This is a genomic window from Rhizobium arsenicireducens (assembly GCF_964021225.1).
Genome location: NZ_CAXHYK020000001.1, coordinates 1,954,639 through 1,980,675 on the forward strand (window position 1 = coordinate 1,954,639; position 26,037 = coordinate 1,980,675).

General features: G+C 62.7%; 22 protein-coding genes. 13 read left to right on the top strand and 9 right to left on the bottom strand.

From position 1 onward, the window contains the following. The first annotated feature begins 91 nt into the window (after positions 1-91). The 3 genes from ACWPVA_RS09685 (at position 92) to ACWPVA_RS09695 (ending at position 3,884) form a co-directional block, all read left to right on the top strand. Positions 92-1,285 (top strand): hypothetical protein, encoded by a 1,194-nt coding sequence (locus ACWPVA_RS09685; RefSeq protein ID WP_454287478.1) that lies wholly within the window; start codon positions 92-94, stop codon positions 1,283-1,285. A gap of 149 nt (positions 1,286-1,434) precedes the next feature. Continuing rightward, the gene (locus ACWPVA_RS09690; RefSeq protein WP_454287479.1) at positions 1,435-2,859 is read left to right on the top strand and encodes a cytochrome P450; all 1,425 of its coding nucleotides are present in this window, start codon (positions 1,435-1,437) and stop codon (positions 2,857-2,859) included. Continuing rightward, on the top strand, positions 2,856-3,884 hold the full coding sequence (locus ACWPVA_RS09695) for a lysophospholipid acyltransferase family protein (RefSeq protein ID WP_454287480.1): 1,029 nt from the start codon (positions 2,856-2,858) through the stop codon (positions 3,882-3,884). Before ACWPVA_RS09690 ends, ACWPVA_RS09695 begins: the two co-directional genes overlap by 4 nt. A gap of 95 nt (positions 3,885-3,979) precedes the next feature. Here ACWPVA_RS09695 and aspS read toward each other — a convergent pair whose 3' ends face one another. After that, positions 3,980-5,770, bottom strand: a complete 1,791-nt coding sequence (gene aspS, locus ACWPVA_RS09700; RefSeq protein WP_454287481.1) for an aspartate--tRNA ligase — start codon at positions 5,768-5,770, stop codon at positions 3,980-3,982. A 261-nt stretch (positions 5,771-6,031) separates the two neighbouring features. Here aspS and ACWPVA_RS09705 point away from each other — a divergent pair, with 261 nt between their 5' ends. From ACWPVA_RS09705 to ACWPVA_RS09725, 5 genes are all read left to right on the top strand, one after another. Next, positions 6,032-7,267 carry an MFS transporter gene (locus ACWPVA_RS09705; protein ID WP_454287482.1) on the top strand — a complete coding sequence of 412 codons (1,236 nt, stop codon included), beginning with the start codon at positions 6,032-6,034 and terminating at the stop codon, positions 7,265-7,267. A gap of 134 nt (positions 7,268-7,401) precedes the next feature. Beyond that, complete coding sequence (locus ACWPVA_RS09710; RefSeq protein ID WP_454287483.1) at positions 7,402-8,310, top strand: MBL fold metallo-hydrolase; 909 nt, start codon at positions 7,402-7,404, stop codon at positions 8,308-8,310. 128 nt (positions 8,311-8,438) lie between these two features. After that, positions 8,439-9,584: a ribonuclease D gene (rnd, locus tag ACWPVA_RS09715; protein WP_454287484.1), complete on the top strand. Its 1,146-nt coding sequence runs from the start codon at positions 8,439-8,441 to the stop codon at positions 9,582-9,584. A gap of 32 nt (positions 9,585-9,616) precedes the next feature. Further along, the gene (locus tag ACWPVA_RS09720) at positions 9,617-10,612 is read left to right on the top strand and encodes a small ribosomal subunit Rsm22 family protein (protein WP_454287485.1); all 996 of its coding nucleotides are present in this window, start codon (positions 9,617-9,619) and stop codon (positions 10,610-10,612) included. After that, positions 10,602-11,606, top strand: coding sequence for a DUF2891 domain-containing protein (locus ACWPVA_RS09725; protein WP_454287486.1), 1,005 nt, complete (start codon positions 10,602-10,604; stop codon positions 11,604-11,606). The genes ACWPVA_RS09720 and ACWPVA_RS09725 overlap by 11 nt, the downstream gene beginning before the upstream one ends. 111 nt (positions 11,607-11,717) lie before the next feature. On the opposite strand, the gene ACWPVA_RS09730 is transcribed toward ACWPVA_RS09725, so the two are convergent. From ACWPVA_RS09730 to ACWPVA_RS09750, 5 genes are all read right to left on the bottom strand, one after another. Further along, complete coding sequence (locus tag ACWPVA_RS09730; protein WP_454287487.1) at positions 11,718-12,023, bottom strand: hypothetical protein; 306 nt, start codon at positions 12,021-12,023, stop codon at positions 11,718-11,720. A gap of 187 nt (positions 12,024-12,210) precedes the next feature. Further along, positions 12,211-13,731: an exopolyphosphatase gene (ppx, locus tag ACWPVA_RS09735; protein WP_454287488.1), complete on the bottom strand. Its 1,521-nt coding sequence runs from the start codon at positions 13,729-13,731 to the stop codon at positions 12,211-12,213. A gap of 10 nt (positions 13,732-13,741) precedes the next feature. Further along, positions 13,742-15,934 carry an RNA degradosome polyphosphate kinase gene (locus tag ACWPVA_RS09740; RefSeq protein ID WP_454287489.1) on the bottom strand — a complete coding sequence of 731 codons (2,193 nt, stop codon included), beginning with the start codon at positions 15,932-15,934 and terminating at the stop codon, positions 13,742-13,744. Positions 15,935-15,997: 63 nt separating this feature from the next. Continuing rightward, the gene (hdaA, locus tag ACWPVA_RS09745; RefSeq protein ID WP_454287490.1) at positions 15,998-16,711 is read right to left on the bottom strand and encodes a DnaA regulatory inactivator HdaA; all 714 of its coding nucleotides are present in this window, start codon (positions 16,709-16,711) and stop codon (positions 15,998-16,000) included. Further along, a complete protein-coding gene (locus tag ACWPVA_RS09750) occupies positions 16,712-17,836 on the bottom strand; it encodes an AI-2E family transporter (protein WP_454287491.1) in 1,125 nt (374 codons plus the stop codon). A gap of 226 nt (positions 17,837-18,062) precedes the next feature. Between ACWPVA_RS09750 and purM the strand changes: the two genes are divergently transcribed. Beyond that, positions 18,063-19,136, top strand: coding sequence for a phosphoribosylformylglycinamidine cyclo-ligase (gene purM, locus ACWPVA_RS09755; RefSeq protein WP_454287492.1), 1,074 nt, complete (start codon positions 18,063-18,065; stop codon positions 19,134-19,136). Further along, positions 19,133-19,789: a phosphoribosylglycinamide formyltransferase gene (purN, locus tag ACWPVA_RS09760; RefSeq protein ID WP_454287493.1), complete on the top strand. Its 657-nt coding sequence runs from the start codon at positions 19,133-19,135 to the stop codon at positions 19,787-19,789. The genes purM and purN overlap by 4 nt, the downstream gene beginning before the upstream one ends. Before the next feature lie 4 nt (positions 19,790-19,793). Here purN and ACWPVA_RS09765 read toward each other — a convergent pair whose 3' ends face one another. Beyond that, complete coding sequence (locus tag ACWPVA_RS09765; RefSeq protein WP_454287494.1) at positions 19,794-20,582, bottom strand: SDR family NAD(P)-dependent oxidoreductase; 789 nt, start codon at positions 20,580-20,582, stop codon at positions 19,794-19,796. Positions 20,583-20,816: 234 nt separating this feature from the next. Between ACWPVA_RS09765 and ACWPVA_RS09770 the strand changes: the two genes are divergently transcribed. After that, positions 20,817-21,758, top strand: a complete 942-nt coding sequence (locus ACWPVA_RS09770; protein ID WP_454287495.1) for an omptin family outer membrane protease — start codon at positions 20,817-20,819, stop codon at positions 21,756-21,758. Between the two features lie 83 nt (positions 21,759-21,841). Here the strand turns inward: ACWPVA_RS09770 and ACWPVA_RS09775 are convergent, their stop codons facing one another. Both ACWPVA_RS09775 and ACWPVA_RS09780 read right to left on the bottom strand, forming a co-directional pair. Continuing rightward, entirely contained in the window at positions 21,842-22,441 is a 600-nt protein-coding gene (locus ACWPVA_RS09775; protein WP_454287496.1) for an NUDIX domain-containing protein, read from the bottom strand. After that, positions 22,438-24,552 carry a molybdopterin-containing oxidoreductase family protein gene (locus ACWPVA_RS09780; protein WP_454287497.1) on the bottom strand — a complete coding sequence of 705 codons (2,115 nt, stop codon included), beginning with the start codon at positions 24,550-24,552 and terminating at the stop codon, positions 22,438-22,440. The genes ACWPVA_RS09775 and ACWPVA_RS09780 overlap by 4 nt, the downstream gene beginning before the upstream one ends. 75 nt (positions 24,553-24,627) lie before the next feature. Here ACWPVA_RS09780 and ACWPVA_RS09785 point away from each other — a divergent pair, with 75 nt between their 5' ends. Both ACWPVA_RS09785 and ACWPVA_RS09790 read left to right on the top strand, forming a co-directional pair. Continuing rightward, positions 24,628-25,503 carry a 23S rRNA (adenine(2030)-N(6))-methyltransferase RlmJ gene (locus tag ACWPVA_RS09785; RefSeq protein WP_454287498.1) on the top strand — a complete coding sequence of 292 codons (876 nt, stop codon included), beginning with the start codon at positions 24,628-24,630 and terminating at the stop codon, positions 25,501-25,503. An 80-nt stretch (positions 25,504-25,583) separates the two neighbouring features. Then, positions 25,584-25,988 carry a hypothetical protein gene (locus ACWPVA_RS09790; RefSeq protein WP_454287499.1) on the top strand — a complete coding sequence of 135 codons (405 nt, stop codon included), beginning with the start codon at positions 25,584-25,586 and terminating at the stop codon, positions 25,986-25,988. The last annotated feature ends 49 nt before the right edge of the window (positions 25,989-26,037 follow it).

Sequence of the window (26,037 nt, forward strand, 5' to 3'; positions counted from 1 at the left end):
AAAGCAGTGGAAGTTTTCTTGCCTGTCCATATAAGGTTCGGGACAAGTGTGCCGCGCCCAGAGTTCTTCCAATCCGATGAAAGGATGCTTCATGACCCGATATCACTCCAAAAAACTCCTGCTGGCGAGCGCCGCGTTCGCCATTTTGTCCGGCCAGGCCTTCGCCCTCGATGGCCAGGATCTCCTCGCAAAGATCAATGCCGCCTATGCCGCCGGCAGCGGCGTCCTGAAGGCCGAATCGATCGAGGTCAACGGCAACGACGTTGTGCTCAAGGGCACGACCTTCACCGCCACCGGACCGCACAGAAAATCGTATATGCTCGGCAACCTCACGCTGCAGGACGTGACAGAGGAAGACGGCGGTGCCTATCACGTCGACCGCATCGAATTTCCCGAGATCAATGTCACCGAAGAAAAGAACAGCCTCAACGTCAAGGATCTCTATCTGGCAGGTGTGCGTGTGCCAGGCAACACGGCGAGCGAAGGCCTTTCCTCGATGATGGTCTATGAAGAAGCCCATAGCGGGCCGATCACGGTGACGACAGACGGCAAGCAGGTGTTCGCAATCAAAGAAGCGAGCGGCACCGTGACGCTCTCGGAAGACGAGAGTTCTCTTTCTTTCGAGGGTAGCGTGAGCGGCATCAACGCCGATCTCACCAGCCTCGAGGATGCGACAAGCAAGGATGCGATCAACGCGCTCGGCCTGCAGACCGTCAACGGTGAAGTCAGCGTCAGCGGCAGCTGGGAACCGGCGAGCGGCACGATCGATCTCGAGGAATATGCCTTCGACTTCGCCGACATCGGCCGCCTCTCCCTGTCCTTCGCGCTTAGCGGCTACACGCTGGATCTGGTCAAGCAGTTGCAGGAAACGGCCCGCACCATGCAGGCGGACCCGCAAAACGAGCAGGCCCAGCAGGCCGCCGGCATCGCCATGTTCGGACTGATGCAGCAGATGTCCTTCAAGAGCGCTCAGATCAGCTTCGAGGACGCCGGCATCACCAAGCGCGGTCTCGACTATGCCGGCAAGCAGCAGGGCTCGACCGGCGAACAGATGGCCCAGATGGTCAAGGGCCTGCTTCCGATCCTGCTGGCCCAGGCCAGGCTCGGCGCCCTCCAGAATGAAATCTCCGAAGCCGTCAACACCTTCATCGACGATCCGCAGAACATCACCATCACCGCGGAGCCGGAGAAGGACGTCCCCTTCCCGATGATCATGGGCGCTGCCATGGGCGCTCCGGAAAGCGTGCCGGAATTGCTCGGCGTCTCCGTCTCTGCGAACGATTGAAACTCGCGGAAAACAATCTCCGCGCCCGGCCGGCCTGTCCGGGCGCGACAGTATACCCCGTGCATGAGGATTGACCGGCGCGCAACTTGCGCTAAGGCTAGCCCACGGGATTTAGCGCCACAACGGCTCACTTTGCGGAACGGAACACCATGCTCGAATGGCTGCAACGCCCCGTCACCATCTCCGAAAAACTCGAAGGACACGACTTCGAGCCGGCCCATGCCGACTATTATGACGGCAAACCCAATCGGCCTCTCAGCTTGCTTTTGCAGGCACGAACCGACTTCCTGTCCGTCTGGCGGATCGGTGACTTCAAGGAGAAGGTCAGTTCAATCAGTATTCTGGGCCGACAGATCGTCCTGGTGAACTCGCCCGATCTGATCCGCCATGTCGTCGTCAATCGGCACGAGAACTTCGAGCGCAAATCGCCGCAGATGCGGCGTGCGCTCGAATATCTGCTGGGCGACGGCCTGTTCATTTCCGATGGCGAAACCTGGAAGCAGCGTCGTTCGCTGGTCAACGACATCGTTCACCGCAACCGCGTGCCAGCCTTCGGCCCGGTAATGGAAAAGACGGCGAGCGAGATGGTCGAACGCTGGAATTCCATGCCAGACGGCGCCGAGGTCAACGTGCTGCACGAAATGGCCGGGCTGACCGCCGAGATCATCTCCCGCAGCGTATTCGGCAACCAGCTCGGCCGCGAAAGCGCCGATGCCATCACGGACAGCTTCTCCAGCTACCAGTCGCTGATCGATTCGGTTAATCTCGGCTATTTCATCGGCTTTGACGAAGGCCTACCGGTCGTGCGGACGCCCTCGCTCCGCCGATCGGTCAAGCGTATCCACCGCATCATCGACAAGGTCGTCGAGGACCACCTCGCCGGCCATGGCGACCACAATTCCATGGTCGAACTGCTGATCCGCCGCCAGCAGCGCAACCCCGACCTCAACCTCGACATGGTGGCGCTGCGCAACGAGGCGGCAACCATCTTCATGGCAGGCCATGAAACGACGGCGGCCACCCTCACCTGGGCCTGGTACCTGCTGTCGCAGGCGACCTGGGTCGAGAAGGAAATACAGGACGAGATCGCCCGCGTCTGCGGCGACCGCGTGCCGACCATCGACGACGTGCCGAAGCTCGACTGGTGCGGCGCCGTGATCGAGGAAACGCTCCGGCTGTACCCGCCGGTGCCGATCCTTGCCCGCCAGGCCAAGGAGAAGGACCGGATCGGCGATGTCGACATTTCGCCCGCCTCGCTTGTCTTGATCGTGCCGTGGCTGCTGCACCGGACGCCGAGCCTGTTCGACAAGCCCCACCACTTCAAGCCGGAACGATTCCTGGGCGGCAATCGGCCAAAGCCCTACAGCTATATTCCCTTCGCCAGCGGACCGCGCGTCTGCCCCGGCCAGCATTTCGGCCAGACAGAAGCCGTCCTGTGCCTCGCCATCCTGGCGCAGAAGTTCAGCCTGAGGCTTCGCCAAGGCCACAAGGTCGAACCGCATTGCCGCCTGACACTGCGGCCCAAGGGGGGCTTGCCGGTGACCCTGCATCGCCGGGGGACTTCGAGCCGATGAGTGAGCAGGAGACGCCCGCCAAACTGGCAGCGGCAAGCGCAAAACCGGACATCGCCAAGCGCAAGGCCTGGCGGTTCAGCCGGCCCGATGCGCCGGGTTTTGCCGATTTCGTGGCAGGCGGCAAGAGGCGCAAGGCTTTCGTCAAATACTGGCTGACCGACAATGTGTGGAACGGCCTGCATCTTGCCGGCCATTATGGCATGAAGCTGATGCCGATGGATGTCTGTTCCAACTTCGGCGCCCGCCTCGGCGTCTTCGCCCTGCCCCGTTATCACAAGGTGGCGCAGAAACGGGCGCGGGCGACAATTGCCCAGCTCTGCCCGCACATGAGCGAGGCCCAGCGCGAAGCGCTCTACATCGAGAACTGCAAGGCACAAGGCCGGCTGATGACCGAGTTTTCGGTGGTCAACCGCATCGCCCGGCAGCCGGAGCGCATGGTGCTGCACAATCCGGAATATATCCAGGATGCGGCCAAGGCCGGCCCGATCATCATCGTCGGCATGCATCTCGGCAATTGGGAAATCGGCCCCATCATCCTGCGGCAGATCGGCGTACAGCCCTATACATTCTACGTTCCGCCGGTCGAGCGGGCCAAGGCCTGGATCGCCGAGCGGGTCCGCAGCAAGACCGGCCTTCGCTTCATTCCGCCCGGCATGCAGGGCATTCGCCCGGCGGTCAGCCTGCTCAAGAAGGGTGGGGTCGTCTCGGTCTTTGCTGACGAGGCCTTTGCCGGCAAGATCCGCGGACCGCTGTTCGGCCGAGAGCCGCATCTGGAAGGCAATATTGCCCTGACCATTCGCCTGGCGCGGATGACCGGGGCGACGATCTGCCCCTGGTACAATGTGCGCACGGGCGACGGCTTCCGCTTCGACGCCTATGCGCTGCCGCCATTCAAGTTGCCGCCAGAGGAAAAGCCAGGAGAGCGGCTGGCGGAAGACATCAGACTGTTGAATGCGGTGATCGAGCCGGTCGTTCTCGCCCATCTCGACCAGTGGTACTTCCTCGACAACGCCCTGCCGTCCTGATTCAAAACCCGCAAGCAACCCCTTGAACGATCATAGAAAACCCCGGCCGCAAACTACGACCGGGGTTTTCGGAAGACTACAGGTCAAAGGGCCGATCAGTCCTTCTTAGGCTGCGGCACGACGCGTAGCGCCAGTTCGCGCAGCTGCGTCGGGGTTGCCGGCGACGGGGCGTTCATCAGCAAGTCCTGGGCTTGCTGGTTCATCGGGAACAGCGAGATTTCGCGCAGGTTCTTCGCGCCGACGAGCAGCATGACCACGCGGTCGATCCCGAAGGCGCAACCACCGTGCGGAGGTGCACCATACTGGAAGGCGCGATAGAGGCCGCCGAAGCGCTCTTCAACGTCGGTCTGGCTGAGGCCCACCTTTTCGAAGGCCTTGACCATCAGTTCCGGCGACTGGTTACGGATCGAACCGGAGGCGATTTCGAAGCCGTTGCAGACCGCATCGTACTGATAGGCCTTGAGCGACAGCGGATCCTGGCTTTCGAGCGCCTCCAGACCACCCTGCGGCATCGAAAAGGGGTTGTGGGCGAAGTCGACCTTCTTTTCATCTTCGTTCCATTCGTAGAATGGGAAGTCGACGATCCAGCACAGCTCGAAACGGTCGCGGTCGACGAGATTCAGTTCCTCGCCGGCGCGGGTGCGGGCTTCCCCGGCAAACTTGTAGAACTTCGCCGGATCGCCGGCAACGAAGAAGCAGGCGTCGCCTTCTTCCAGACCGAGCTGCGTGCGGATCGCCTCAGTGCGCTCCTCGCCGATGTTCTTGGCGAGCGGGCCGGCGCCTTCGAGCACGGCGCCTTCCTGGCGCCAGAAGATATAACCGAGGCCCGGCTGGCCGGTCGACTGGGCCCAGGCGTTCATACGGTCGCAGAAGGCGCGCGAACCACCGGTCTTGGCCGGGATCGCCCAGACCTCGACCTTCGGGTTCGAGGCGATCATGTTGGCGAACACCTTGAAGCCGGAACCGGCGAAGTGCTCCGTCACGGCCTGCATTTCGATAGGGTTGCGCAGGTCTGGCTTGTCGGAGCCATACTTGCGGATCGCGACGTCATAGGGGATGCGCGGCCAGTTCTGGGTCACCGGCTTGCCTTCGGCAAACTGCTCGAACACCTGAGTCATGACCGGCTCGATGGTTTCCCAGATGTCTTCCTGCGTGACGAAACTCATTTCCATGTCGAGTTGGTAGAACTCGCCCGGCAGACGGTCGGCCCGCGGGTCTTCGTCGCGGAAGCAAGGTGCAATCTGGAAGTAGCGGTCGAAACCGGCAACCATCAGAAGCTGCTTATACACCTGCGGTGCCTGCGGCAGGGCAAAAAACTGGCCTTCATGGATACGGCTCGGAACGAGGAAGTCGCGTGCGCCTTCTGGCGACGATGCCGACAGGATCGGCGTGGTGTATTCCCCAAAACCGATATCGCCCATCCGGCGACGCATGTCGGAGATGATCTGGGTGCGCTTTACGATGTTCTTGTGCAGCGTCTCGCGGCGCAGATCGAGGAAGCGATACTTGAGGCGGACGTCTTCCGGATAATCCGGCTCGCCGAAAACCGGCAGCGGCAGTTCCTTGGCGGCCGAGAGAACTTCGATTTCCTGGGCGTAGAGTTCGATCTCGCCTGTTGGCATGGTCTTGTTGATGGTGTCATCGGTACGGGCCTTAACCAAGCCGTCGATGCGGATCACCCATTCGCCGCGCACAGTCTCGGCCAGCTTGAAGGCCGGGCTGTCCGGATCGGCCACCACCTGGGTGATGCCGTAGTGGTCACGCAGGTCGATGAAGAGCACGCCGCCATGGTCACGAACGCGATGAACCCAGCCGGAAAGCCGGACGGTGGAGCCGACATCGGACTTGCGAAGTGCGGCACAGGTGTGGCTGCGGTAACGGTGCATGGTTTTATCCTGCATATTCTTTGAAGGGTATCCGGCAAGGGCACGGAATCTTGGGCTTTAAATCGCGCGGACAAGCGCATGACACGCCCGATTTGTCAAGGCTGAAGGCGCTGCCGGCACCCGGCAACCACTGGAGTCAATCGATTTTCGTGATGGCTGCATTCACGACATGAACTGTTTTCAACACCCGACCACAGATACAAGATTACTGACACCCGGGAGGATCCCGAGTCGTGCTTCCGTTAGCCCAGATAGGCCTCCATGTCGCCGCTGCGTCCGCTCATCCCGCTGCTCATCACTGCCGGCATCCTGATCGGCGGAAACGGGTTGCAGGGCACGTTCATCTCGCTGCGCGCACTCGAGGAGGGCTTTTCGACCTCGATGATCGGCGTGGTCGGCACCGGCTACAATATCGGCTTTGCCATCGGCTGCATCTACGTCACCCGGCTGATCCGCGCGACCGGCCACATCCGCACGTTCTCGGCGCTCGCCGCCATCGCTTCAGCCGCCTCGATCCTGATGCTGCTGTTCATCGACCCGACCTCCTGGTTCCTCATGCGCCTCGTCCAGGGCATCTGCTTTGCAGGACTGTTCGCCGTGGTGGAAAGCTGGCTGAATGCCAAAGTCACCAATTCGAACCGTGCAAGGACCCTGTCGGTCTATCGCTTCGTCGATCTCGGCGCCGTCACGCTTGCCCAATATGCAATCCCGGCGGTCGGCATCGGCGGGTTCGAACTGTTCGTCATCATTTCCATGGCGCTCACTCTGTCGCTGGTGCCAATCTCGCTGACCGATCGCTCCAGCCCGGATGCGCCGGAAGACGTGCGCTTCGACATCCGCGTGCTGTGGAAGGTGTCGCCGCTGGCCACCGTCGGTTGTATCGTCGTCGGGCTCACCAACTCGAGCTTCCGCTCGCTCGGCCCGATCTATGCCGACGGAATAGGCATGTCGGTGACGGCGATCGCCACCTTCATGAGCGTCGGCATCTTCGCCGGGGTCGTGTTGCAATATCCGCTCGGGCACTATTCGGACAAGCTCGACCGCCGGTTGATCATCCTGATCGCCACCTTCGGCGCCTTTGCCGCCGGACTGTTCCTCGCCTTTTTCGCCGGCACCAATGCCTGGCTGAATTTCGCCGGCATATTCGCCTTCGGTGCCTTTGCAATGCCGCTCTATTCTCTCTGTTCCGCTCATGCCAACGACCATGCCGCGCCCGGCCAGCATGCCTTGGTTTCGGCCGGCACCCTGTTCTTCTGGTCCATCGGCGCGGTGATCGGGCCGCTGTTTGCCTCCTTCATGCTCGACCTGTTCGGGCCGCAGGCGCTGTTCATCTATATGGTCGTCGTGCTTTTCGGCTTCATGGCCTATACGCTGAGCCGCATGATGGTGCGCGAAGGCGTGCCGGCCTCGGAGCGGCGCATGGGCTTCCGCAACCTGCTGCGCACGTCGACTTTCTTCAACAAGCTCGCCGCACCGCCGTCCGACAAGGGCGAGTAAGGCTGCGGCTGATTGGCATTGCTGCGGATCGTCTGGGCCCACGACGCCGTTGACGGCTGGCAACGCGTCGCGCGGGGTGCAATAGTCTCGGCGTTCCATCATGCATCAGCGCAGACGCCACAAGGAGCCAAGCCTTGCCCACCAATCTTGCCGCCACAATGACCGTGCTCGAGCCCTATCCGGGCCTCTATGCCTATTACGACGGTCGGATCGCCGGAAAGCGACTCTGTTCCGAAGAAAAGAACTGGCTCGACGACGGCGCCTATTCGCTCGGCATCGCCACCTATGCGCTGGTCGCCGACCATGAGGCGATCCTCTACGACAGCCACACCTCGCTCGACCATGCCAGGGCGGTGCGCGACCATCTCGTAGGCTTGGGCGTCACCAGCATGCGCCTCGTGCTCAGCCACTGGCACACTGACCACATCGCCGGCAATGCGATTTTTGCCGATTGCGAGATCATCGCCAACCGCTTGACGGCAAAGACGCTGGTGGCGAACATCAAAACCCTTGCCCGCAAGACGCCGCCGATCAATCCCGTGGTCATGCCAAACCGGCTGTTCGACCGGCAGATGACCCTGACGCTCGGCGAGCGTACGATCGAGCTTCTGCAATTCAACATTCACAGCGCCGACGGCACCGTGCTCTTTCTGCCGGACGAGGGCATCCTGCTGGCCGGGGACACGCTGGAGGACACGATAACCTATGTTTCCGAGCCCGAGCATATCGCCATCCATATCGCCGAGTTGAACCGGCTGAAGACCCTACCGATCCGTCGCATCCTGCCCGATCACGGCGCGCGCGAACGGATCGCCTCCGGTGGCTATGAGCCCAGCCTCATCGACGCCAATCGCCACTACCTGCAGCGGTTGATCGATCGCGCCGAAGACCCCGCACTCGCCAACCTTTCCCTTCGCGACTTCGTGGCCGACGACATCGCCGCCGGGCATATTGTCTATTTCGAGCCGTATGAAGCGGTTCACCGCGCCAACATTGCCGAGGTGCGCAAAGCGCGTGGGATCGCCAGCGTAGATCCGGACTGACCTATCGAGAAAAGCGGAAAGCGGTATTGCGATGCTTTGCGAGGGCGCACAGCGGGGCCGATGATATTGACATCGCGGGTCGAAAGGGGAACTAAGGTTGATCCACTCTATTTTATGACTGAGCCCCAATGATCGAGACCACAGCCGCATTAGAAGAAGCCTGCCTCAAGCTGGCCCAATCGGATTTCATCACCATCGACACCGAGTTCCTGCGGGAAACGACGTTCTGGCCGGAACTCTGCCTGATCCAGATGGCCAGCCCCGATCTCGAAGTGATCGTCGATCCGCTGGCCAAGGGCCTCGACCTCGCGCCTTTCTTTGCGCTGATGGCCGACACCTCGGTGATCAAGGTCTTTCATGCCGCGCGGCAGGACATCGAAATTGTTTTCCACCTTGGCAACCTGATCCCGCATCCGATCTTCGACACCCAGGTCGCGGCCATGGTCTGCGGATTCGGGGACAGCGTCTCGTATGACCAGCTGGTGCAGAAGGTGAAGAACGTCCACATCGACAAGACCTCGCGCTTTACCGACTGGAGCCGCAGGCCGCTGTCGGAAAAACAGCTCGACTATGCGCTGGCTGATGTCACCCATCTGCGCGACGTCTATCTGAAGCTCAAGGAAGAGCTGGACCGCGAGGGTCGCGCCGGCTGGCTGACCGAGGAAATGGCCATCCTCGAATCCCGTGAGACCTATGACCTGCATCCGGACGACGCCTGGCAGCGGCTGAAGATGCGGCTGCGCAAGCCGCAGGAACTGGCCGTCATGCAATATGTCGCCGCCTGGCGAGAACGCGAGGCACGCAACCGTAACGTACCACGCTCCCGCGTGCTGAAAGACGACGCGATCTATGAAATCGCCCAGCAGCAGCCGAAAGACACGGAAGCGTTGGGGCGCCTGCGCACCATCCCCAAGGGTTGGGAACGCTCGGCTTCGGGTGCGGCGATCATCGAACAGGTCAATACCGCACTCGCCCTGCCGAAGACGGACATGCCGCATATCCATCGCCACAGCCACGCCCCCGAAGGCGCACAGGCGGCCGTCGAACTCTTGAAGGTCCTGCTGCGTCTCACCTCGGAAAAGCATGGCGTCGCATCCAAGGTGATCGCCAACAGCGAGGACTTGGAAAAGATTGCCGCCGAGGGCGAAAAGGCCGACGTTCCGGCCATGCATGGCTGGCGGCGCGAACTGTTCGGCGATGTCGCCCTGAAGCTCATTTCCGGCGACGTCGGCCTGCGCTTCATCGACAAGCGCGTCGAAGCGGTGGAATTCTGAACCCTGGACGGTGATGGAAGAGGACGGGACCCATGGAACTCCCCGCCCCGCTCAGAGCCGCCGTCGAGCAGATGCTGGCGCATGAGCCGATCGAGCGCCTGGCCCGTGCCAGCGAAAAACTCTCCGACCGCTATCGTCGAGAAGTGCGCGACGGAAAATTTCATCTCGATGGCGAACTGGCCGCCAAGGCCTATCTCGCCACCCGCCTGCCGGCGACTTTTGCCGCCGTGCGCGCTGCGCTTTCGATGGTCGAGGAGGCGTCCCCCGATTTCGAACCAGCGAGCCTTCTCGATTTCGGCGCCGGACCCGGCACTGTGCTCTGGGCAGCCACCGATGCCTGGCCGGAACTGGATCGTGCCACGCTCGTCGAGGCAAGCCCCGCCATCCGATCGGTCGGCGCGGCGCTGGCGAAGCACTCGAACGTGGCAAGCGAGTGGCTCGCCGGCGACGTCACAGGCACCGTCCCGCAACTGGAACCGGCCGACCTGGTCACGCTCGCCTATGTGCTGGACGAGATCGCCGAGACGGCCATACCCACTGTCGTCCAGCGGCTCTGGGATCTGACCGCTCACACCATCGTCATCGTCGAACCGGGTACGCCCGCCGGATGGCGGCGCATCCTTGCGGCGCGGCAGACGCTGATCGACGCGGGCGCCCAGGTCGTGGCGCCATGTCCGCACGCGCAGACCTGTCCGATCACCGCACCCGATTGGTGCCACTTTTCCCGTCGGGTCGCGCGTTCCCGGGTCCACCGCCTTTCCAAGGGCGCCGAGGTGCCGTGGGAAGACGAAAAATACATCTTCATCGCCGCCTCGCGCCATGCCGCCGCGCCACCGTCCGCCCGGGTGCTGGCGCCGCCGCGCACCTCCAGCGGACTTGCCAGGCTGAAGCTCTGTCTCGCCGATGGTCGGGCCGAGGAACTGACCGTCAGCCGCCGCGATGGCGCCGTGTTCAAGGCAGCCCGGCGCGCCGACTGGGGCGACGCCTTCGAGCCGGAAACCGGGGAAGGCGGCGGCGATGACGATTAAGCTTGATGGCGCAACCGCCGACCGCTTCGCGCGGATCGCCCTTGGCCATGTCGAGCGGGAGTATCCGCACAAGCCCGGTCATGTGCTTGCCGCAGCGACGGACCTTCGCTCGCCTCGTGAAAGCCATCCTGTCTTCTTCGGCAGCTTCGACTGGCATTCCTGCGTGCACGGCTACTGGATGCTGGTCCGGTTGCTCAACCGTTTTCCCGACATGCCATCGGCCGAGGCGATCCGCGCGCTGCTCACCCGCCGGCTGACCGGCGAGAGCATCGCGGGCGAATGCGCCACCTTCGATCGCCCGATGAATCGCGGCTTCGAGCGGCCCTATGGCTGGGGCTGGCTGCTGAAACTGGCCGCGGAACTGGAGGCGGCCGAAGACCGCAGTTTCGCCCGGACCCTGCGGCCACTGACAGACCGGATCGTAGGGCGCTTTTGCGAATTCCTGCCGCTCGCAACCTATCCGGTGCGCGTCGGCACGCATTACAACACCGCCTTCGCGCTCAGGCTCGCGACCGACTATGGCGAGGCCGTCGAGGACAAAGCACTCAACGATCTGCTGCGGACCACCGCGCGGCGCTGGTATGGGAAGGATGCGAATTGCCCGGCCTGGGGCGAGCCGTCCGGCGACGATTTCCTATCCTCGACGCTGATCGAGGCGGAATGCATGCGCAGCCTCATACCTGAAGCCGAGTTTTCCGAGTGGTTCACCCATTTCATGCCCAACCTGATGCAATGCGAGCCAAAGACCCTGTTCGTGCCAGTCACCGTATCCGATCGCTCCGACGGCAAGATCGCCCATCTCGACGGGCTGAACCTGTCGCGCGCCTGGTGCTGGCGCTCGTTGGCGATATCCGTTGCGGAGACGGACGCCCGCCGCACGATCATGAACGCGGCGGCCGACCGCCACCTGGAGGCCGCCCTTGCCCATGTCGCCGGGGACTACATGGGCGAACATTGGCTGGCGAGCTTTGCCGTGCTGGCGCTGGAGGCGTGACGGCATTTCTGGCATTCCAAGAGCCCGGTCGCGAACAGCAGCCGTGCCGACCCCGCGAAGCTGGATCAATCGCATCGTCGGAAGATTACCTCCCGGCGATGGCGTTGCCGATCAAAAGTAGAGCGTCGTGCCGTCCGTGGTTTCCCATGTCTGGCTATTGCCGGAGATATCATAAGCATAGGTGCCGCCCGCGTTCTGTTGCAGGGGCGGCTTTATCGTAGCGGGCATCTGAGCACCACCGACCGGCGCATCGTTGAAAGTGTAGGACTGGCTCCAGTCGACTGATGTCGGCATGGATGGAAGCCTTGTCGCCCAGGCGACACTTGCGCCCTCCGCCGTCTGCGGAGACTTTTGAAAGATAGTGTAGTTTCCGGAATGATTGGTATTGTTGACAAACGATAAGCTGTAGGCCGCCATAGTATTCACCTCGGGATGTCGAATATCGACAAAATATTGCGAACAGCAGCAAATACAACGACCGGAATTGGGGCCATCTCCATTGGAAACCAATTGGTTAAACAGGTGAAAATAGAACAGCTAAGATTTCATTGAAAGCAGGCCGGCCTTCCCATACCCACAGAAGCCCGGCGACCACAGGTCGTTGCTATTCGAACCGGAAGGCCAACCGCTTGCCGGTCAGGCGTGCGAGCTGTTGCAGACGACCGTCCAGACGTTCACCAGCGAAGTCACGATAGGCGTGCGGAACGACGAATTCGAGATCGAGATCCGGCCGAGTGGACTTTCGGAACGCCAGCTCGTGCACGATACCCGGCATCGAGGCGGAGAAGAGATAGACGACACGGAGAAGACCGCCGAGCAGCTTGGCGCGCTCCAGCAACCGTTCGGTGGCAATGGTCGCGAGCGGTCCCGTCTGACCATCGTCGTTTAGGCCTTCGAAACGATAGTAGTTGGCAAGTGCGATGAAGGCGCGGCCAGGATGGGTGATGCCGACGAAAGAGGAGTGGGCGATAATGTTCAAGGCCTGCAGGCCGCGATAGTCGGGATGGGCGCGCCAGCTGATGTCTGCAAGCAGGCAGGCGGCCTGCCGGTAGCGGCTCTCCTCTTCCGTTTCGATCGCGCCGAAACAGGGCATCATCCGGCCGGTCCAGTCGGCGAGTTCCCGGGCATGCTCCGGCGAACGGGCCCTGAGAATCGCAAGTTCGTCGGCCGCCGCCAGCAGCGGGTCGAGCGCGCGATCCTCCCTGGTCAGCAACGAGTAGAGGTAGCCCTCGCGCACCCCCTGCGCCGAGAACGAAACCCGGGCAGGCCGCATGGCCTCCAGAACCTCGCGCATGGCGACCGCACCGAACGGCAGCAGCGCCCGGCGGTTCTTGGAGATCGATCCCCAAGCCTGGTCACGGGCGTTGGCACCGGATATGATGTCGTCGAGAAAACGGGTGATTTCCTCGAAAGGCAATTCGTATCCCTGCATCATGTGCAAGGGATATTTGCCCATCTCCATGTGCAGCTTGGCGATATTTCGCCACGTGCCGCCCACCGCGTAGAAGGTGCGGCCCCTGCCCCGTTCCAGCAATTCAGCCGATTTGATCATTCTGCGGGCATGTGCCCGGGCTTTGGCTATCGAGCCGCCGGCCGTCTCCGACAACCTCAGACCACCGAGTGGCAGGGTGATGCCGGTGCCGAGCTCGCGGCCCTTGATGTCGATCAGTTCGAGCGAGCCGCCGCCGAGGTCGCCGGCAATGCCGTCTGGATGGTGAAAACCACTCACGATGCCGAGGGCGGAGTAGATCGCTTCCTGCTCACCGGTCAGAACCTCGATGCGGTGACCGAGGATTTCCTCGGCGCGGCGGATGAAGTCGGGGCCGTTTGCGGCCTCTCGGGCGGCGGCCGTGGCCAGGACATACATCTCGGTGGCCTTCGCCTGCCGCGACAGCGCACCAAAGCGCTTAAGCGAAGCAAGGGCGCGTGACACGCCTTCGTCGTCCATTCGTCCGGTGGTCGCAAGGCCCTTGCCGAGACCGCAGAGGACCTTCTCGTTGAACAGCACCGTCGGTGCCCGCGACAGGCCTTCATAAATGACCAGTCGGATCGAGTTCGAACCGATGTCGACGACGGAGACAGGGGCTATGCCAGGCAATCGCCCCTGTGCTTCTGATCTTGTCATGAAGTACCAGTTATTGTTTCCTGCCGGAAATGATGCCGGCAATCAGTTTCGGCGCACTCTCTTTCAGTGATTCTCCCCGACCTGAAAGGCTCGGATTGGTCATAAAATAGTGCTGCGCGTTAAATGGTTCCTCGCCGGGCCGCACTTCCATGCGCCGCGACGTCCCGTCGGGCAATATCTCGTAGCTCTGCTGGTTGTCAATCAAGTTGCCCAGCATGATCTGTGAAAGAACCTGCTCATGCACGGTCGGATTGACGAGCGGCACCAGCGTCTCGACGCGACGGTCGAGATTGCGCGGCATCATGTCGGCCGAGCCAATGTAGACCAGCGCGTTTTCTGACGGCAGGCCATGACCATTGCCGAAGCAGAAAATGCGGCTGTGTTCCAGGAAACGGCCGACGATCGACTTGACGCGGATGTTGTCGGACAGACCGGGCACGCGCGGGCGCAGGCAGCAAATCCCCCGGATGACCAGATCGATCTCGACGCCGGCCTGGCTGGCACGATAAAGCGCGTCGATGATTTCGGGATCGACCAGCGAGTTCATTTTCATCCAGATCGCCGCTGGCTTGTCGTTGCGCGCGTTGACGGTTTCCTCCTCGATGTGACGCAGGATGCGCGGCCGCAGCGTATAGGGCGAAACCGCGAGCTTCATTCCCTCTTCCGGCTCGCCATAGCCGGTGATGAAATTAAACACATTCGCCATGTCATGGGCGATCTTCGGATTGCAGGTGAAGAAGGACAGGTCGGTGTAAATCTTCGCCGTGACGGGATGGTAGTTGCCGGTGCCCAGATGGCAATAGGTCCTAAGCTTGCCGTCCTCGCGCCGCACGACCATCGACATCTTGGCGTGGGTCTTCAGTTCGATGAAGCCGAACACGACCTGCACGCCGGCGCGCTCCAGGTCGCGTGCCCAGCGGATATTGGCCTCCTCATCGAAGCGGGCCTTCAGCTCGACCAAAGCCGTAACCGACTTTCCGGCATCGGCTGCGTCGATCAGGGCCCGCACGATCGGGCTGTCGTTCGAGGTGCGGTACAGCGTCTGCTTGATCGCCAAAACGTCCGGATCGCGCGCCGCCTGGAGCAGAAACTGCACGACGACGTCGAAGCTCTCGTAAGGATGATGGACCACCATATCCTTTTCGCGGATTGCCGCCAGGCAGTCGCCGGCATGTTCGCGCACGCGCTCGGGGAAGCGGGCGTTGTAGGGCTCGAAACGCAGGTCGTCGCGCGGCGCCTTGGCAATTTCCGAGATGGTGTTGAGGGCCAGCAGACCAGGCAGGACGGCGACGCGATTGTCCGGAACCGCCAGTTCTTGCACGACAAACTGGCGCAGGCCGATCGGCATTTCGGAATCGACCTCGATACGGATCACCGATCCGCGACGGCGGCGCTTGAGCGCCCTCTCGAAGTAGCGCACCAGGTCTTCGGCCTCTTCCTCGACTTCGATGTCGCTGTCGCGAATGATGCGGAAAGTCCCGAACCCCTTGACCTCGTAACCTGGATACAGCTTGTCGATGAACAGGCCGACAACGTCTTCCAGCGTGATGTAGCGGATCGTCGTCTTGTCGTCCGGCAGGCGGACGAATCGATCCAGCGTCGGCGGCAGGCGCAACAGGGCGGTCATCGGCTCGCCGCCGCGCCGGCTCCCAAGCTGCAGCCCCATCGAGAATCCCAGGTTCGGGATGAACGGGAAAGGATGGGCGGGATCGATGGACAGCGGCGTCAGCACCGGGAAGATCGATTCCTCGAATTCGGTCGCCAGCCAAGTGCGATCCTCGGCCGAAAGCGCCGCCGGCCGGACGATGAGGATGTCTTCCTTGGCGAGATATTGCTGCAGGACGGCCAGCGAAGCCTGCTGCTCCATCTGCAAATTGTCGATTTCCTTGAGGATGTCATCAAGCTGTTCGGCTGGCGTCTTGCCATCAGGGCTCTTGATGGTGATGCCCTCGCGCACCTGCCCTTCGAGGCCGGCGACGCGCACCATGAAGAATTCGTCGAGATTGGCGGCGGAAATCGACAGGAATCGGATCCGCTCCAGCAAGGGATGCGCCGTGTTCAGCGTTTCCTCGAGCACGCGGCGATTGAATTGCAGCCAGGAAAACTCACGATTGATGAAGCGCAAGGGGCTGTTGGACAGATCCTCCGGTGCCTCCCCAACGATTGCATCGGGGGTGTTCGTCTCAGTCGCCACAGAATCCATTGCCCATCCCTCAATTGCCGGAGTGCCCGCAATTATAACAGTTTAACGACAATCCTGTGACGCTCACTTAAAGCCTTCCGGCTCGTAGAGTTCACCCAAGACCTCCGCCGCGAGCGCTCGCGTAATTTTCGTCCGTCGGGACAACGCGAGCCGGTCGAGCCGCTCGACGACCTCCTGTGCCGCCGCGCAAGACCGTTCCATGCGCTTCACGATATAGGCGACGATCTTGTCGTCAATATTAAGCTGGCGGTCGGCGAACAGTTTGACAATGACCTGGGACAACAGCGCCTCGTCCGGGCTGCCGATCTCGACCATGGTCGCAGCCCTCAGACGCGAGCGCAGGTCAGGAAGCGTCACCGGCCATGAAAGCGGCCAACTGCGCGAGGTCATGAGCATGCTGCTGCCATGCTCGCGCACGCTGTTGATCACATGGAAAAGCTCGACTTCGTCGAAGCCGACGCGATCGGCGTCTTCAAGAAGCACGGGCCCTGCGGACGCCAGCCGCGAGGCCTCGCCGCCGGTCACCGGGTTGATCGCTGTTGCGCCTGCCTGTTCGCGCCAGATCTCGGCGAGATGGGACTTGCCCGAACCGGCCGGTCCCGACAGGATAACGATCGGAGAGGGCCAGTGTGGCCAGCTGTCTATCAATGCGACAGCGGTCGCCAACCGATCCGAAACCAGGAGGTCGTCACGTCCGGTCGCCGTGCCGTGATCGAAAACGAGCGGCAGCTGTTCGGCTGTCCCTCGACGCGTCGCGGCCTTGCTGATGTCACGCATTCACTTCTCTGCAACGCCAGGGTTCGTCTCGCCATCTGCGATAGACGTCTGCCCGTAATATAGGTCGCTTTGAAGATACCGCGTCAGGGCAAAACGGACAAGCACGCCGATGGACGCCGCTGCCGGCACAGCCACCAGCACGCCAACAAAGCCGAACAATACGCCGAAGGCGAAGAGTGCGAACATCAGCCAGACCGGGTGAAGCCCGACGCTTTTGCCCACCCACTTCGGCTGCAGGATGTTGCCCTCGATGAACTGGCCGGAAAAGAAGAACAGGACGACAATGATCAAGTGAACATAGTCCGGCCAGAACTGCACCACCGCCACGCCCGCGGCGAGCACCAGGCCGACCGTCGAGCCGACATAGGGAATGAAACTCAACAGGCCCGTAAGAAAGCCGATCAACAGGCCGAAGTTCAGGCCGATCAGCGAAAGGCCAACCGCGTAATAAATCCCGAGGAACAGGCAAAGAGAACCCTGCCCACGGACGAAGCCGGCGATGGTGCTGTCGAGTTCGGTGGCGATCTGGCGCACGACGGCGACGTGGTTGCGCGGGATCCAGCCATCGACCTTGGCGATCATCCGGTCCCAGTCGAGCAGCAGGTAGAAGGCGACGACCGGGGTGACGATCAGCAACGAGGCGATATCGACCAGCGCCTTGCCCGAATTCCAGATCTGCGCGAGCAGCGTACCTAGGAAGCCGACGCCTTCGGAGAGATATTTGGAAAAGTTTTCCTTGATGCCTTCCGATTGGGTGCTGAGCCAATTCGGCAGCCATGCGGCGTTGGAGGTGGTGATATAGGTCTGCAGTTGCGTGATGTAGCCCGGTATACGCTGGATGAACTCGTTGAGCTGGCTTGCCAGAATCGGGATGATGATCATCAGCGACAGGACGAAAACGACGATGAAGGTCGCCAGGATGACCACGGTCGCCCACATGCGCGACAGGCCGAGCCGTTCCAGCCGGTCGGCGACCGGATCGAGAAAATAGGCCAGCGCCATGCCGGCGATGAACGGCAGAAGGATGGTTCGGAACATCATTAGGAAGACTATGAAGACCACGAGCGCGGCCAGCCAGAACAGCAACTGCCGCCTGAGCCCGCTCCCACTGATGTGCTGAACCATTGTCCGTCTTCCTCTTTCTCGCCGCAGCCGCATATCTTGCCGGCTCTTCTAGCAGGAAACGCCAGATAGGTCAGGCCGAAACGGAAGGTCAAGCTCGTGCAACGCGGCAACATCACGCCGGTGGCGAAAACGCCGGAAAACCGCGCTTTCGCCGCCGCGCGACTTGCATATCCGGGCTCTTCATGCAATGGCCACCGGCAATATCGACACCCATCGGAGGCACGAGATGAGCCAGTCTGAACGCAACGGTTTGACCTATAGCGACGCGGGCGTCGACATCGATGCCGGCAACTTGCTGGTCGAGAAGATCAAGCCAGCCGTGCGCTCGACACGCCGTCCCGGCGCCGACGGCGAGATCGGCGGCTTCGGCGGCCTGTTCGACCTCAAGGCTGCCGGCTTCACCGATCCGGTTCTTGTTGCCGCCAATGATGGCGTCGGCACCAAGCTGAAGATCGCCATCGACGCCGGCATCCACGACACGGTCGGCATCGACCTCGTCGCAATGTGCGTCAACGACCTCGTCGTCCAGGGCGCCGAACCCCTGTTCTTCCTCGACTATTTCGCCACCGGCAAGCTCGACCCGGACCAGGGGGCTGCCATCGTCGGCGGCATTGCGGCCGGCTGCCGCGAGGCGGGCTGCGCGCTGATCGGCGGCGAGACGGCCGAAATGCCGGGCATGTACTCGGGCGGCGACTATGACCTTGCCGGCTTTGCCGTCGGCGCAGTCGAACGCGGCAAGCTGTTGCCCGCTGGAGACATTACCGAAGGCGACGTTATCCTCGGGCTCGCCTCCTCGGGCGTGCACTCCAACGGCTTTTCGCTGGTGCGCAAGATCGTCGGTCTTTCCGGCCTCGACTGGAACGCGGCTGCGCCCTTCGACAACGGTAAGTCGCTGGGTGCCGCCCTGCTCGAACCGACCCGAATCTACGTCAAGCCGTTGCTGAAGGCGATCCGCGAGACCGGGGCCCTGAAGGCGCTCGCCCACATCACCGGCGGCGGCTTCCCGGAGAACATTCCGCGCGTGCTGCCGAAACACCTTGCCGCCTCGATCGACCTCGACGCCATCACCGTTCCGCCGGTCTTCTCCTGGCTCGCGCGCACCGGCGGCGTTGCCCAGAACGAGATGCTGCGGACCTTCAACTGCGGTGTGGGCATGATCATCGTCGTGGCCGAGAAGGATGCCGCGCGCGTTACCGAAGTGCTTTCGGCCGAAGGTGAAAAGGTCGTGACGCTCGGCCGCATGATCGCCCGCGCCGAGGGTGAGGCCGGCACCCGCTACGAAGGCAAGCTCGCTCTATGACGACGGCCCGGAAACGCGTCGTCGTCTTCATCTCCGGCGGCGGTTCGAACATGGTGGCGCTGGCGGATGCCTGCGCCGCACCGGACTTCCCGGCAGAGATCGTCGCGGTCATCTCCGACAAGCCAACGGCGGGTGGACTTGCCAAGGCCGCCGCGCGCGGCATCGCCACCTACGTGTTCGAGCGGCGCGCCTATGCCAGCAAGGCCGAGCACGAGGCGGCGATCCTTGATGTGCTGGCCGCACTTTCGCCCGACATCATCTGCCTCGCCGGCTACATGCGCCTGCTCAGCGCCGATTTCATCCGTCCTTACGCCGGGCGCATCCTCAACATCCACCCTTCCCTGCTGCCGCTCTTCCCTGGGCTGCACACCCATCAGCGCGCGATCGACGCCGGGATGATGGTGGCCGGTTGCACCGTGCATTTCGTCACCGAAGCCATGGACGAGGGGCCTATCGTTGCCCAGTCCGTCGTGCCGGTTCTGCCGGGCGATACATCGGATAGCCTCGCCGCCCGGGTGCTGACCATCGAGCACCGCAGCTATGCGAGGGCGTTGCGCCTTTTCGCCGACGGCACGTTGCGCATGGGCGCCGACGGCCGCGTCGAGCGTACCGGCTATGCCGGAGACGCGGCGGCGACCCTGGTTTCGGTCTAAGAGACTATTTCGCGTTGCTCATGAAGTAGGACGCGCCCCAGGCCAGCAGGCTGCGGGGTAGAAATCGCGTCGAAAGGGTGATCAGCTTGTTGGCGAAGCCCGGCACCACGCTCGGCCGCCCGGCATAGAGGGCTTTAAGGCTGGCCTCGACCACAACCTCGGGCGCCATCAGAACTGCTGATGCCATCCGGTTGAGCCGGTGCCCTGCCCGGTCCCAGAACGGCGTTTCGGTCGGGCCGGGACAGGTGACGGTGACCACGACCCCGCGCCGCCTCAATTCCCTGTGCAGCGCATGGCCGAATGACAGGACATAGGCCTTGGACGCCGCGTAGACTGCATAGCCCGGGATCGGCTGGAAGGCGGCCGTACTGGCGACCAGAAGGATATGCCCGCCGCCGCGATCGGCCATCTCTCCGGCAAAGACGTGAGCAAGATCGGTCAGTGCCCGGACGTTGACATCCACCATGCCGAGGGCCTCATCGCGTGGCCGGCCGGCAAACCGTCCCTGGACACCATAACCCGCATTGATCACAAGGGTGTCAATCGCGATTCCGCGGGCGCCGATTGTCTCCTTGAGCCGCAAACAGGCGTTCGGGTCCGCGAAATCCGCAGCTTCCACGGCGACCTCGATCGGATGAGCCAGCGATAGTTCCGCCGCCATCTCCTCCAGAGCGTCGGCCTTGCGGGCAGTCAGCACGAGATTGTAGCCGCGCGTGGCGAGCGCCACCGCGAAGGCACGCCCCAGCCCGCCGGTCGCCCCGGTGATCAAAGCCCATTTCCGATCGCCCGCCATTCGCATCTCCCCACTTGCGGCGGATCATCGGGAAAAATGCACCCGCTCGCAAGCTCGAATGGCCGCAGAAACAAGGCGCTCTGCGAGCCGACGGAAAGGGGCATGGGCACCGGCGATTTATGGGCCCATTTTTGGCCGCTACAAGGCCCAGATGTGGTCGCTCCAAGCCATTGAGAGTGTTTGCCTTTTCCATATGGTGCCGGCCATTGGACATTTCACATGGGGACCTCTCGCATGAACAGACTGCTGACCACGACCGCTCTTTTTGCCGGTATTGCGCTCTGCCCGACCTTCGCTGTCGCGGCGGACGATCTCTTCACCTCGCCCGATGGCGCCTTCTCGCTCTACGGCAGCGTCGGCCTTGCCAATGTCAAGGCTGGCGAATTCGTCTATGACGGTTCCCACAAGCTCAGCCAGCTCAACTGGGAAAGCAAGGGCATGACGCTCTACACCCTCGGCGCCGATGCCCAAATCGACAAGAACTGGAAGGTCCGCGCGGCCTTCAACGTGGGTACCGGCGGTAACGGCCACATGGTCGACTACGACTGGATGGACTACAGCAATCCCGACTGGACGGACCGTTCCATCCATCCCGACACGCGGCTCGACCACTATTTCAGCGGTTCGATCGAGATCGACCGCGGAGTGTACGAGAACGACACGACGAGCTTCGACGTCGGCGCAGGCTTCCGCTATACCGACGTCAAGTGGACCGCCTATGGCGGCTCCTTCATCTACAGTGGCGGCGGATTCCGCGACACGATCGGCAATTTCCCCGACGGCGAGCGCGGCATCAGCTATCAACAGAAAATCCCGGTCGGTTTTCTGGCGGTCAATGGCTCGCACACGATTGGCGCGTTGACGCTGAGCGGCGGTCTGCAAGGCGGCTTGAGCTTCGGCATCGATGACATTGATGATCACTGGATGCGCGACCTTCGCTTCTACGACAACATGAACGTCGCCCCGATGCTCGGCGCCAATGTCACGGCAAATTACCAGCTCAACGAAATGGCGGCGCTCTTCGTCACCGGTTCGTTCGAGCGCGTCTTCCATGCCCGAGGCGACATGAAAATGGTTGATACCACGGGCGCAAGCCCCGACGTCCGCCAGTCAGACGCAGCCGGTGCGACATACCAGGCGATGTCGATCTCATTCGGCCTCAAGGGCAAATTCTAGAAATACCGAGCCCCCGCGGGCAGCGGTCAACGCTGTCCGTCCGGCCGCGGACGCCCCTTTGCACGTCCGCGGCCCTTTCTATTTCAGCCTGAGAGAATGGCCGGGTTGAGTGCCGCCCATTGCAGCAGCATGATGGTCTTGGCATCCATGATACGACCGTCCTCGATCATCTGTAACGCAGCCTCAAGGGGCACGTCAGTGATTTCTATGTCCTCGTGTTCCTCCGCGAGCCCGCCGCCTTCAGCGATCTTGTGGTCGACATGGACACGCGCGAAGAAGAAGTGCACCTTCTCCGTCACCGCCCCGGGCGAGGCATAGGCGCTGAACAGGTGGCGCGGTTTCTCTATCTGATAGCCGGTCTCCTCCATGGCCTCGCGACACACGGTTTCGGCCGGGTCCTCTCCATGCTCCATCGAGCCGGCGGGCACCTCCAGCAGAAAAGCATGGTCGCCCATCAGGTGGACCGGAATACGGAACTGCCGGACCATGACGACGGCGCGCCGCTGAGGGTCGTAGAGCAGGATCGCCACGGCCTCGCCCCGGTCGAACACCTCCCATTCCAGTTCGACCTTGCTGTCGTCCGGGCGGATGTAGTCGAAGACGATGCGGCGGACATGGCTCCAGCCCTTCCACAGAGTCTCGTCCTTGAGGATGGTGATGCGGATCTGATCGAAGCGGCTCATCCGGCGGCCTTTTCCAGCCAGACCTTGTTGTCGTGGAAGGCGGCCCCGCCATGCGGCGCGACGGCGTCGGCCCCGGTCAGCACGTTGATGCCTTCGCCATCGAGATGCGCCTTGTTCGGCCACAGCCCCTCGGCCACCAGAACCCCGGGCTTGACCGCATCGGTCACCCGGGCGTGGATGCGCAGGCTCCCGCGCGTGTTGCCGAGGCGCACGACGTCGCCGTCTGCGATCGCCAGCCGCGCCGCATCGGCCGAATTGACCATCACCTCGGGTCGTCCTTCCTTCTCCCGCGACGTCGGTGTCTCGGAGAAGGTCGAGTTGAGGAAGTTGCGGGCCGGCGAGGTCGCCAGCCGGAAAGGATGCGCGGCATCGGCCACCTCGATCAGGTCGACCTGGTCGGGAAACTCGGGCAGCGCGGCGACGGGCCCGAGATTGCCGAGATTGGCCGGCGGCTTGTTCGGCGACTTGCCGTTCTGCCAGTCCGGGCGGAAGCGGAACCGGCCGTCGGCATGGCCGAAACCATCGAGATAATGGGCCTTGCGGAACTCCGGCTGGCAGTCGAACCAGCGTTCTTCCTTCAGCGTGTCGTAACCTGGCCAGCCGCTCGCCTTCAGCATGTGGTCGATGTGCTGATATTCCGAGAGACCGAAACCGGGCCGGTCGGCAACGCCGAGGCGCCTGGCCAGTTCCTCGATGACGAAGAGGTTGGTGCGCACCGTTTCCGGCGGCTCGACGATCTTCGGGCCGAGCAGGATATGGCTGTGGCCGCCGCCGCGATAGACGTCGTCATGCTCGACGAACATGGTGGCCGGCAACACGATATCGGCGACTTCCGCCGTCTCGGTCATGAAATGCTCGTGCACGGCGACGAACAGGTCGTCGCGCAGGAAGCCCTTCTTCACCAGCCGCTGTTCGGGGGCGACATTGACCGGATTGGTGTTCTGGATCAGCAGGGCGGTCACCGGGCCGCGGTGGCGAAGGGCCTCTGGGTCGCCGGTCAGCACGCGGCCGATCTGCGACTGGTCGAGCATGCGGATGTTTTCATCAACATAGCTCGTGCCCATGAGTTCGGCCTTGTTGAGCCGGAAGATATCGCCATTGTTGTGGAAGGCGCCGCCGCCTTCGTACTGCCAGGAGCCGAGCACGGTCGCCACCGACAGCGCGGCATGCATGCCGGCCGACCCATTGCGCTGGCGGGCAAAGCCATAACCGAGACGGAAGAAGGTCTTCTTCGTCGTGCCGACCAGGCGGGCGAAGGTCTCGATCTCCTCGACCGAAAGTCCGGTGATCGCGGCAGCCCATTCCGGGGTCCGCGATTTCAGATGGGCCTCAAGCCCGGCCGGGTCGTCGGCATATTGCGCCATGTAGGCGCGGTCGGCGTAACCGTCGCGAAACGCGATGTGCATGGCGGCGCAGGCGAGCGCCGCATCGGTGCCGGGCCGCACGATCAGGCCGAGATCGGCCTGCTTCATCGTCGCATTGTCGTAGACGTCGATCACCACGATCTTCGCGCCGCGTTCCTTGCGGGCCTTCATCGCATGGGTCATCACGTTGACCTGGGTCGCAACCGCATTGGTACCCCAGATGACGACGCAATCGGCTTTGGCAATCTCGCGCGGATCGGGACCGCGCAGCGCGCCGGTGCCCATGACATAGCCGGTCCAGGCCATGTTGGTGCAGATCGAGCCGAAGAAGCCGGAATAACGCTTGGCGTGGCGAAGGCGCTCGATCGAATCGCGCTGCACCTGGCCCATCGTACCGGCATAGAAGTAAGGCCAGACGGCCTCCGAACCGTGTGCCGCTTCGGCCTTGACGAAGGCCTCCGCGATCTCGTCCAGCGCCTCGTCCCACGAGATTTCCTGCCAGGCGCCCTCGCCTTTTGCGCCTTTGCGGCGCTTCGGCGTCAGCAGCCGGCCGGGATGATACAGCCGCTCGGCATAGCGGGCGACCTTGGCGCAGATGACGCCGGCCGTGTAGCTATTGTCGGGCGAGCCGCGGACGCGGCCGATCCGGCCGTCCGCCTCGAGATCGACGTTGAGCGCGCAGGCGGATGGACAGTCGTGCGGACAGACCGTATGACCAGTGGTTCGGATAGGGCTCGCGATGTTCATGACCTTTGTATATGGCAAGGCCGAACGGCTCAAAAGCCCCATTCCAAGAAATCATGGAACCCATCAGGTCGACAGATGAACTATCGCCACATCTACCATGCGGGTAATTTTGCTGACGTGCTGAAGCATGCGGTGTTGGCGCGGCTGATCGTCTATCTGCAGCAGAAGGACAAGGCCTTCCGCCTGCTCGACACCCATGCCGGCATCGGCCTTTACGACCTCTCCTCCGAGGAGGCGCAGAAGACCGGCGAATGGCGCGAAGGCATCGGACGGCTGATGGAGGCGGAGCTTCCAGAACCGGTCGCCACGATCCTGGCGCCCTATCTCGACGCGGTCCGCAGTCTCAACCCCCAAGGCGAGATTGCGCTCTATCCCGGATCGCCGAAGCTTGCCCGCATGCTGTTCCGGCCGCAGGACCGTCTTTCGGCGATGGAGCTTCATCCCGACGACAGCCGCCGGCTGGCCCGGCTGTTCGAGGGTGACTACCAGGTGCGGGTGACCGAGCTCGACGGCTGGCTGGCGCTCGGCGCCCATCTGCCGCCGAAGGAAAAGCGCGGCATCGTGCTGGTCGATCCGCCCTTCGAGGAGGAGGGCGAATATGACCGTCTGATCGAAGGGCTTTCGCGCGCCTGGCGCCGCTTCCCGGGCGGCGTCTATTGCCTCTGGTATCCGATCAAGAAGGGCGCGCCGCTTACCGCCTTCCACGAGGGCTTGAAGGCGCTGGAGATCCCCAAGATGCTGTGCGCCGAGCTTTCGGTGAAGAGCGACCGCGACACGACCGGGCTGTCCGGCACCGGCCTCATCATCGTCAATCCGCCCTTCACGCTGAAGGACGAGTTGCATGCGGTCCTTCCCGAACTGAAGCGCGTGATGGCCCAGGATCGCTACGCCTCGCACCGCTGCTTCTGGCTGCGCGGCGAGACGACGGACGCGGAGCGGCAGGACGACTGAGACGTCGCACGAGCCCACCCGCTCCTCCCTTGACCTTGCCCTGCTTTGCCAACATTCTGACGGCACAAGGGAGAGCTTCCATGTCCGCCAGATTGCTGATCCGTACCGCGCTTTCGCTCGCCGCCTTCCTGCCGCTGACTGTCGCGACCCAGGCTGTCGCCGCCACACCGTACTGCGAGGAGGTAGCGGGCACCGTTTCCGGCCGTTTTGCCCAGAACATGCGGAACTTCCTCGATCTGGACCTGTCGATCGCCGAATTCGGCGTGATCCACCAAAGCAGGCTCGAGCCGCGTGACGCCACGCATCGGGTTGAACGCCGCTACTGCCGGGCGAAAGTCATCACCACAGACGGCGCGCGGCGCCAGCTCTGGTATCTGATCGAAAGCAATTGGGGCTATGCCGGCGTCGGTTCCTCGGTCGAGTTCTGTGTCAGCGGCCTCGACCCGTGGCACGTCTACGGCGCGCACTGCAAATCGCTGCGTTGAGGCGTTTCCAGGCGAGCGGCTAAAGCATGTCTCGCGGAAGAGGCACCGC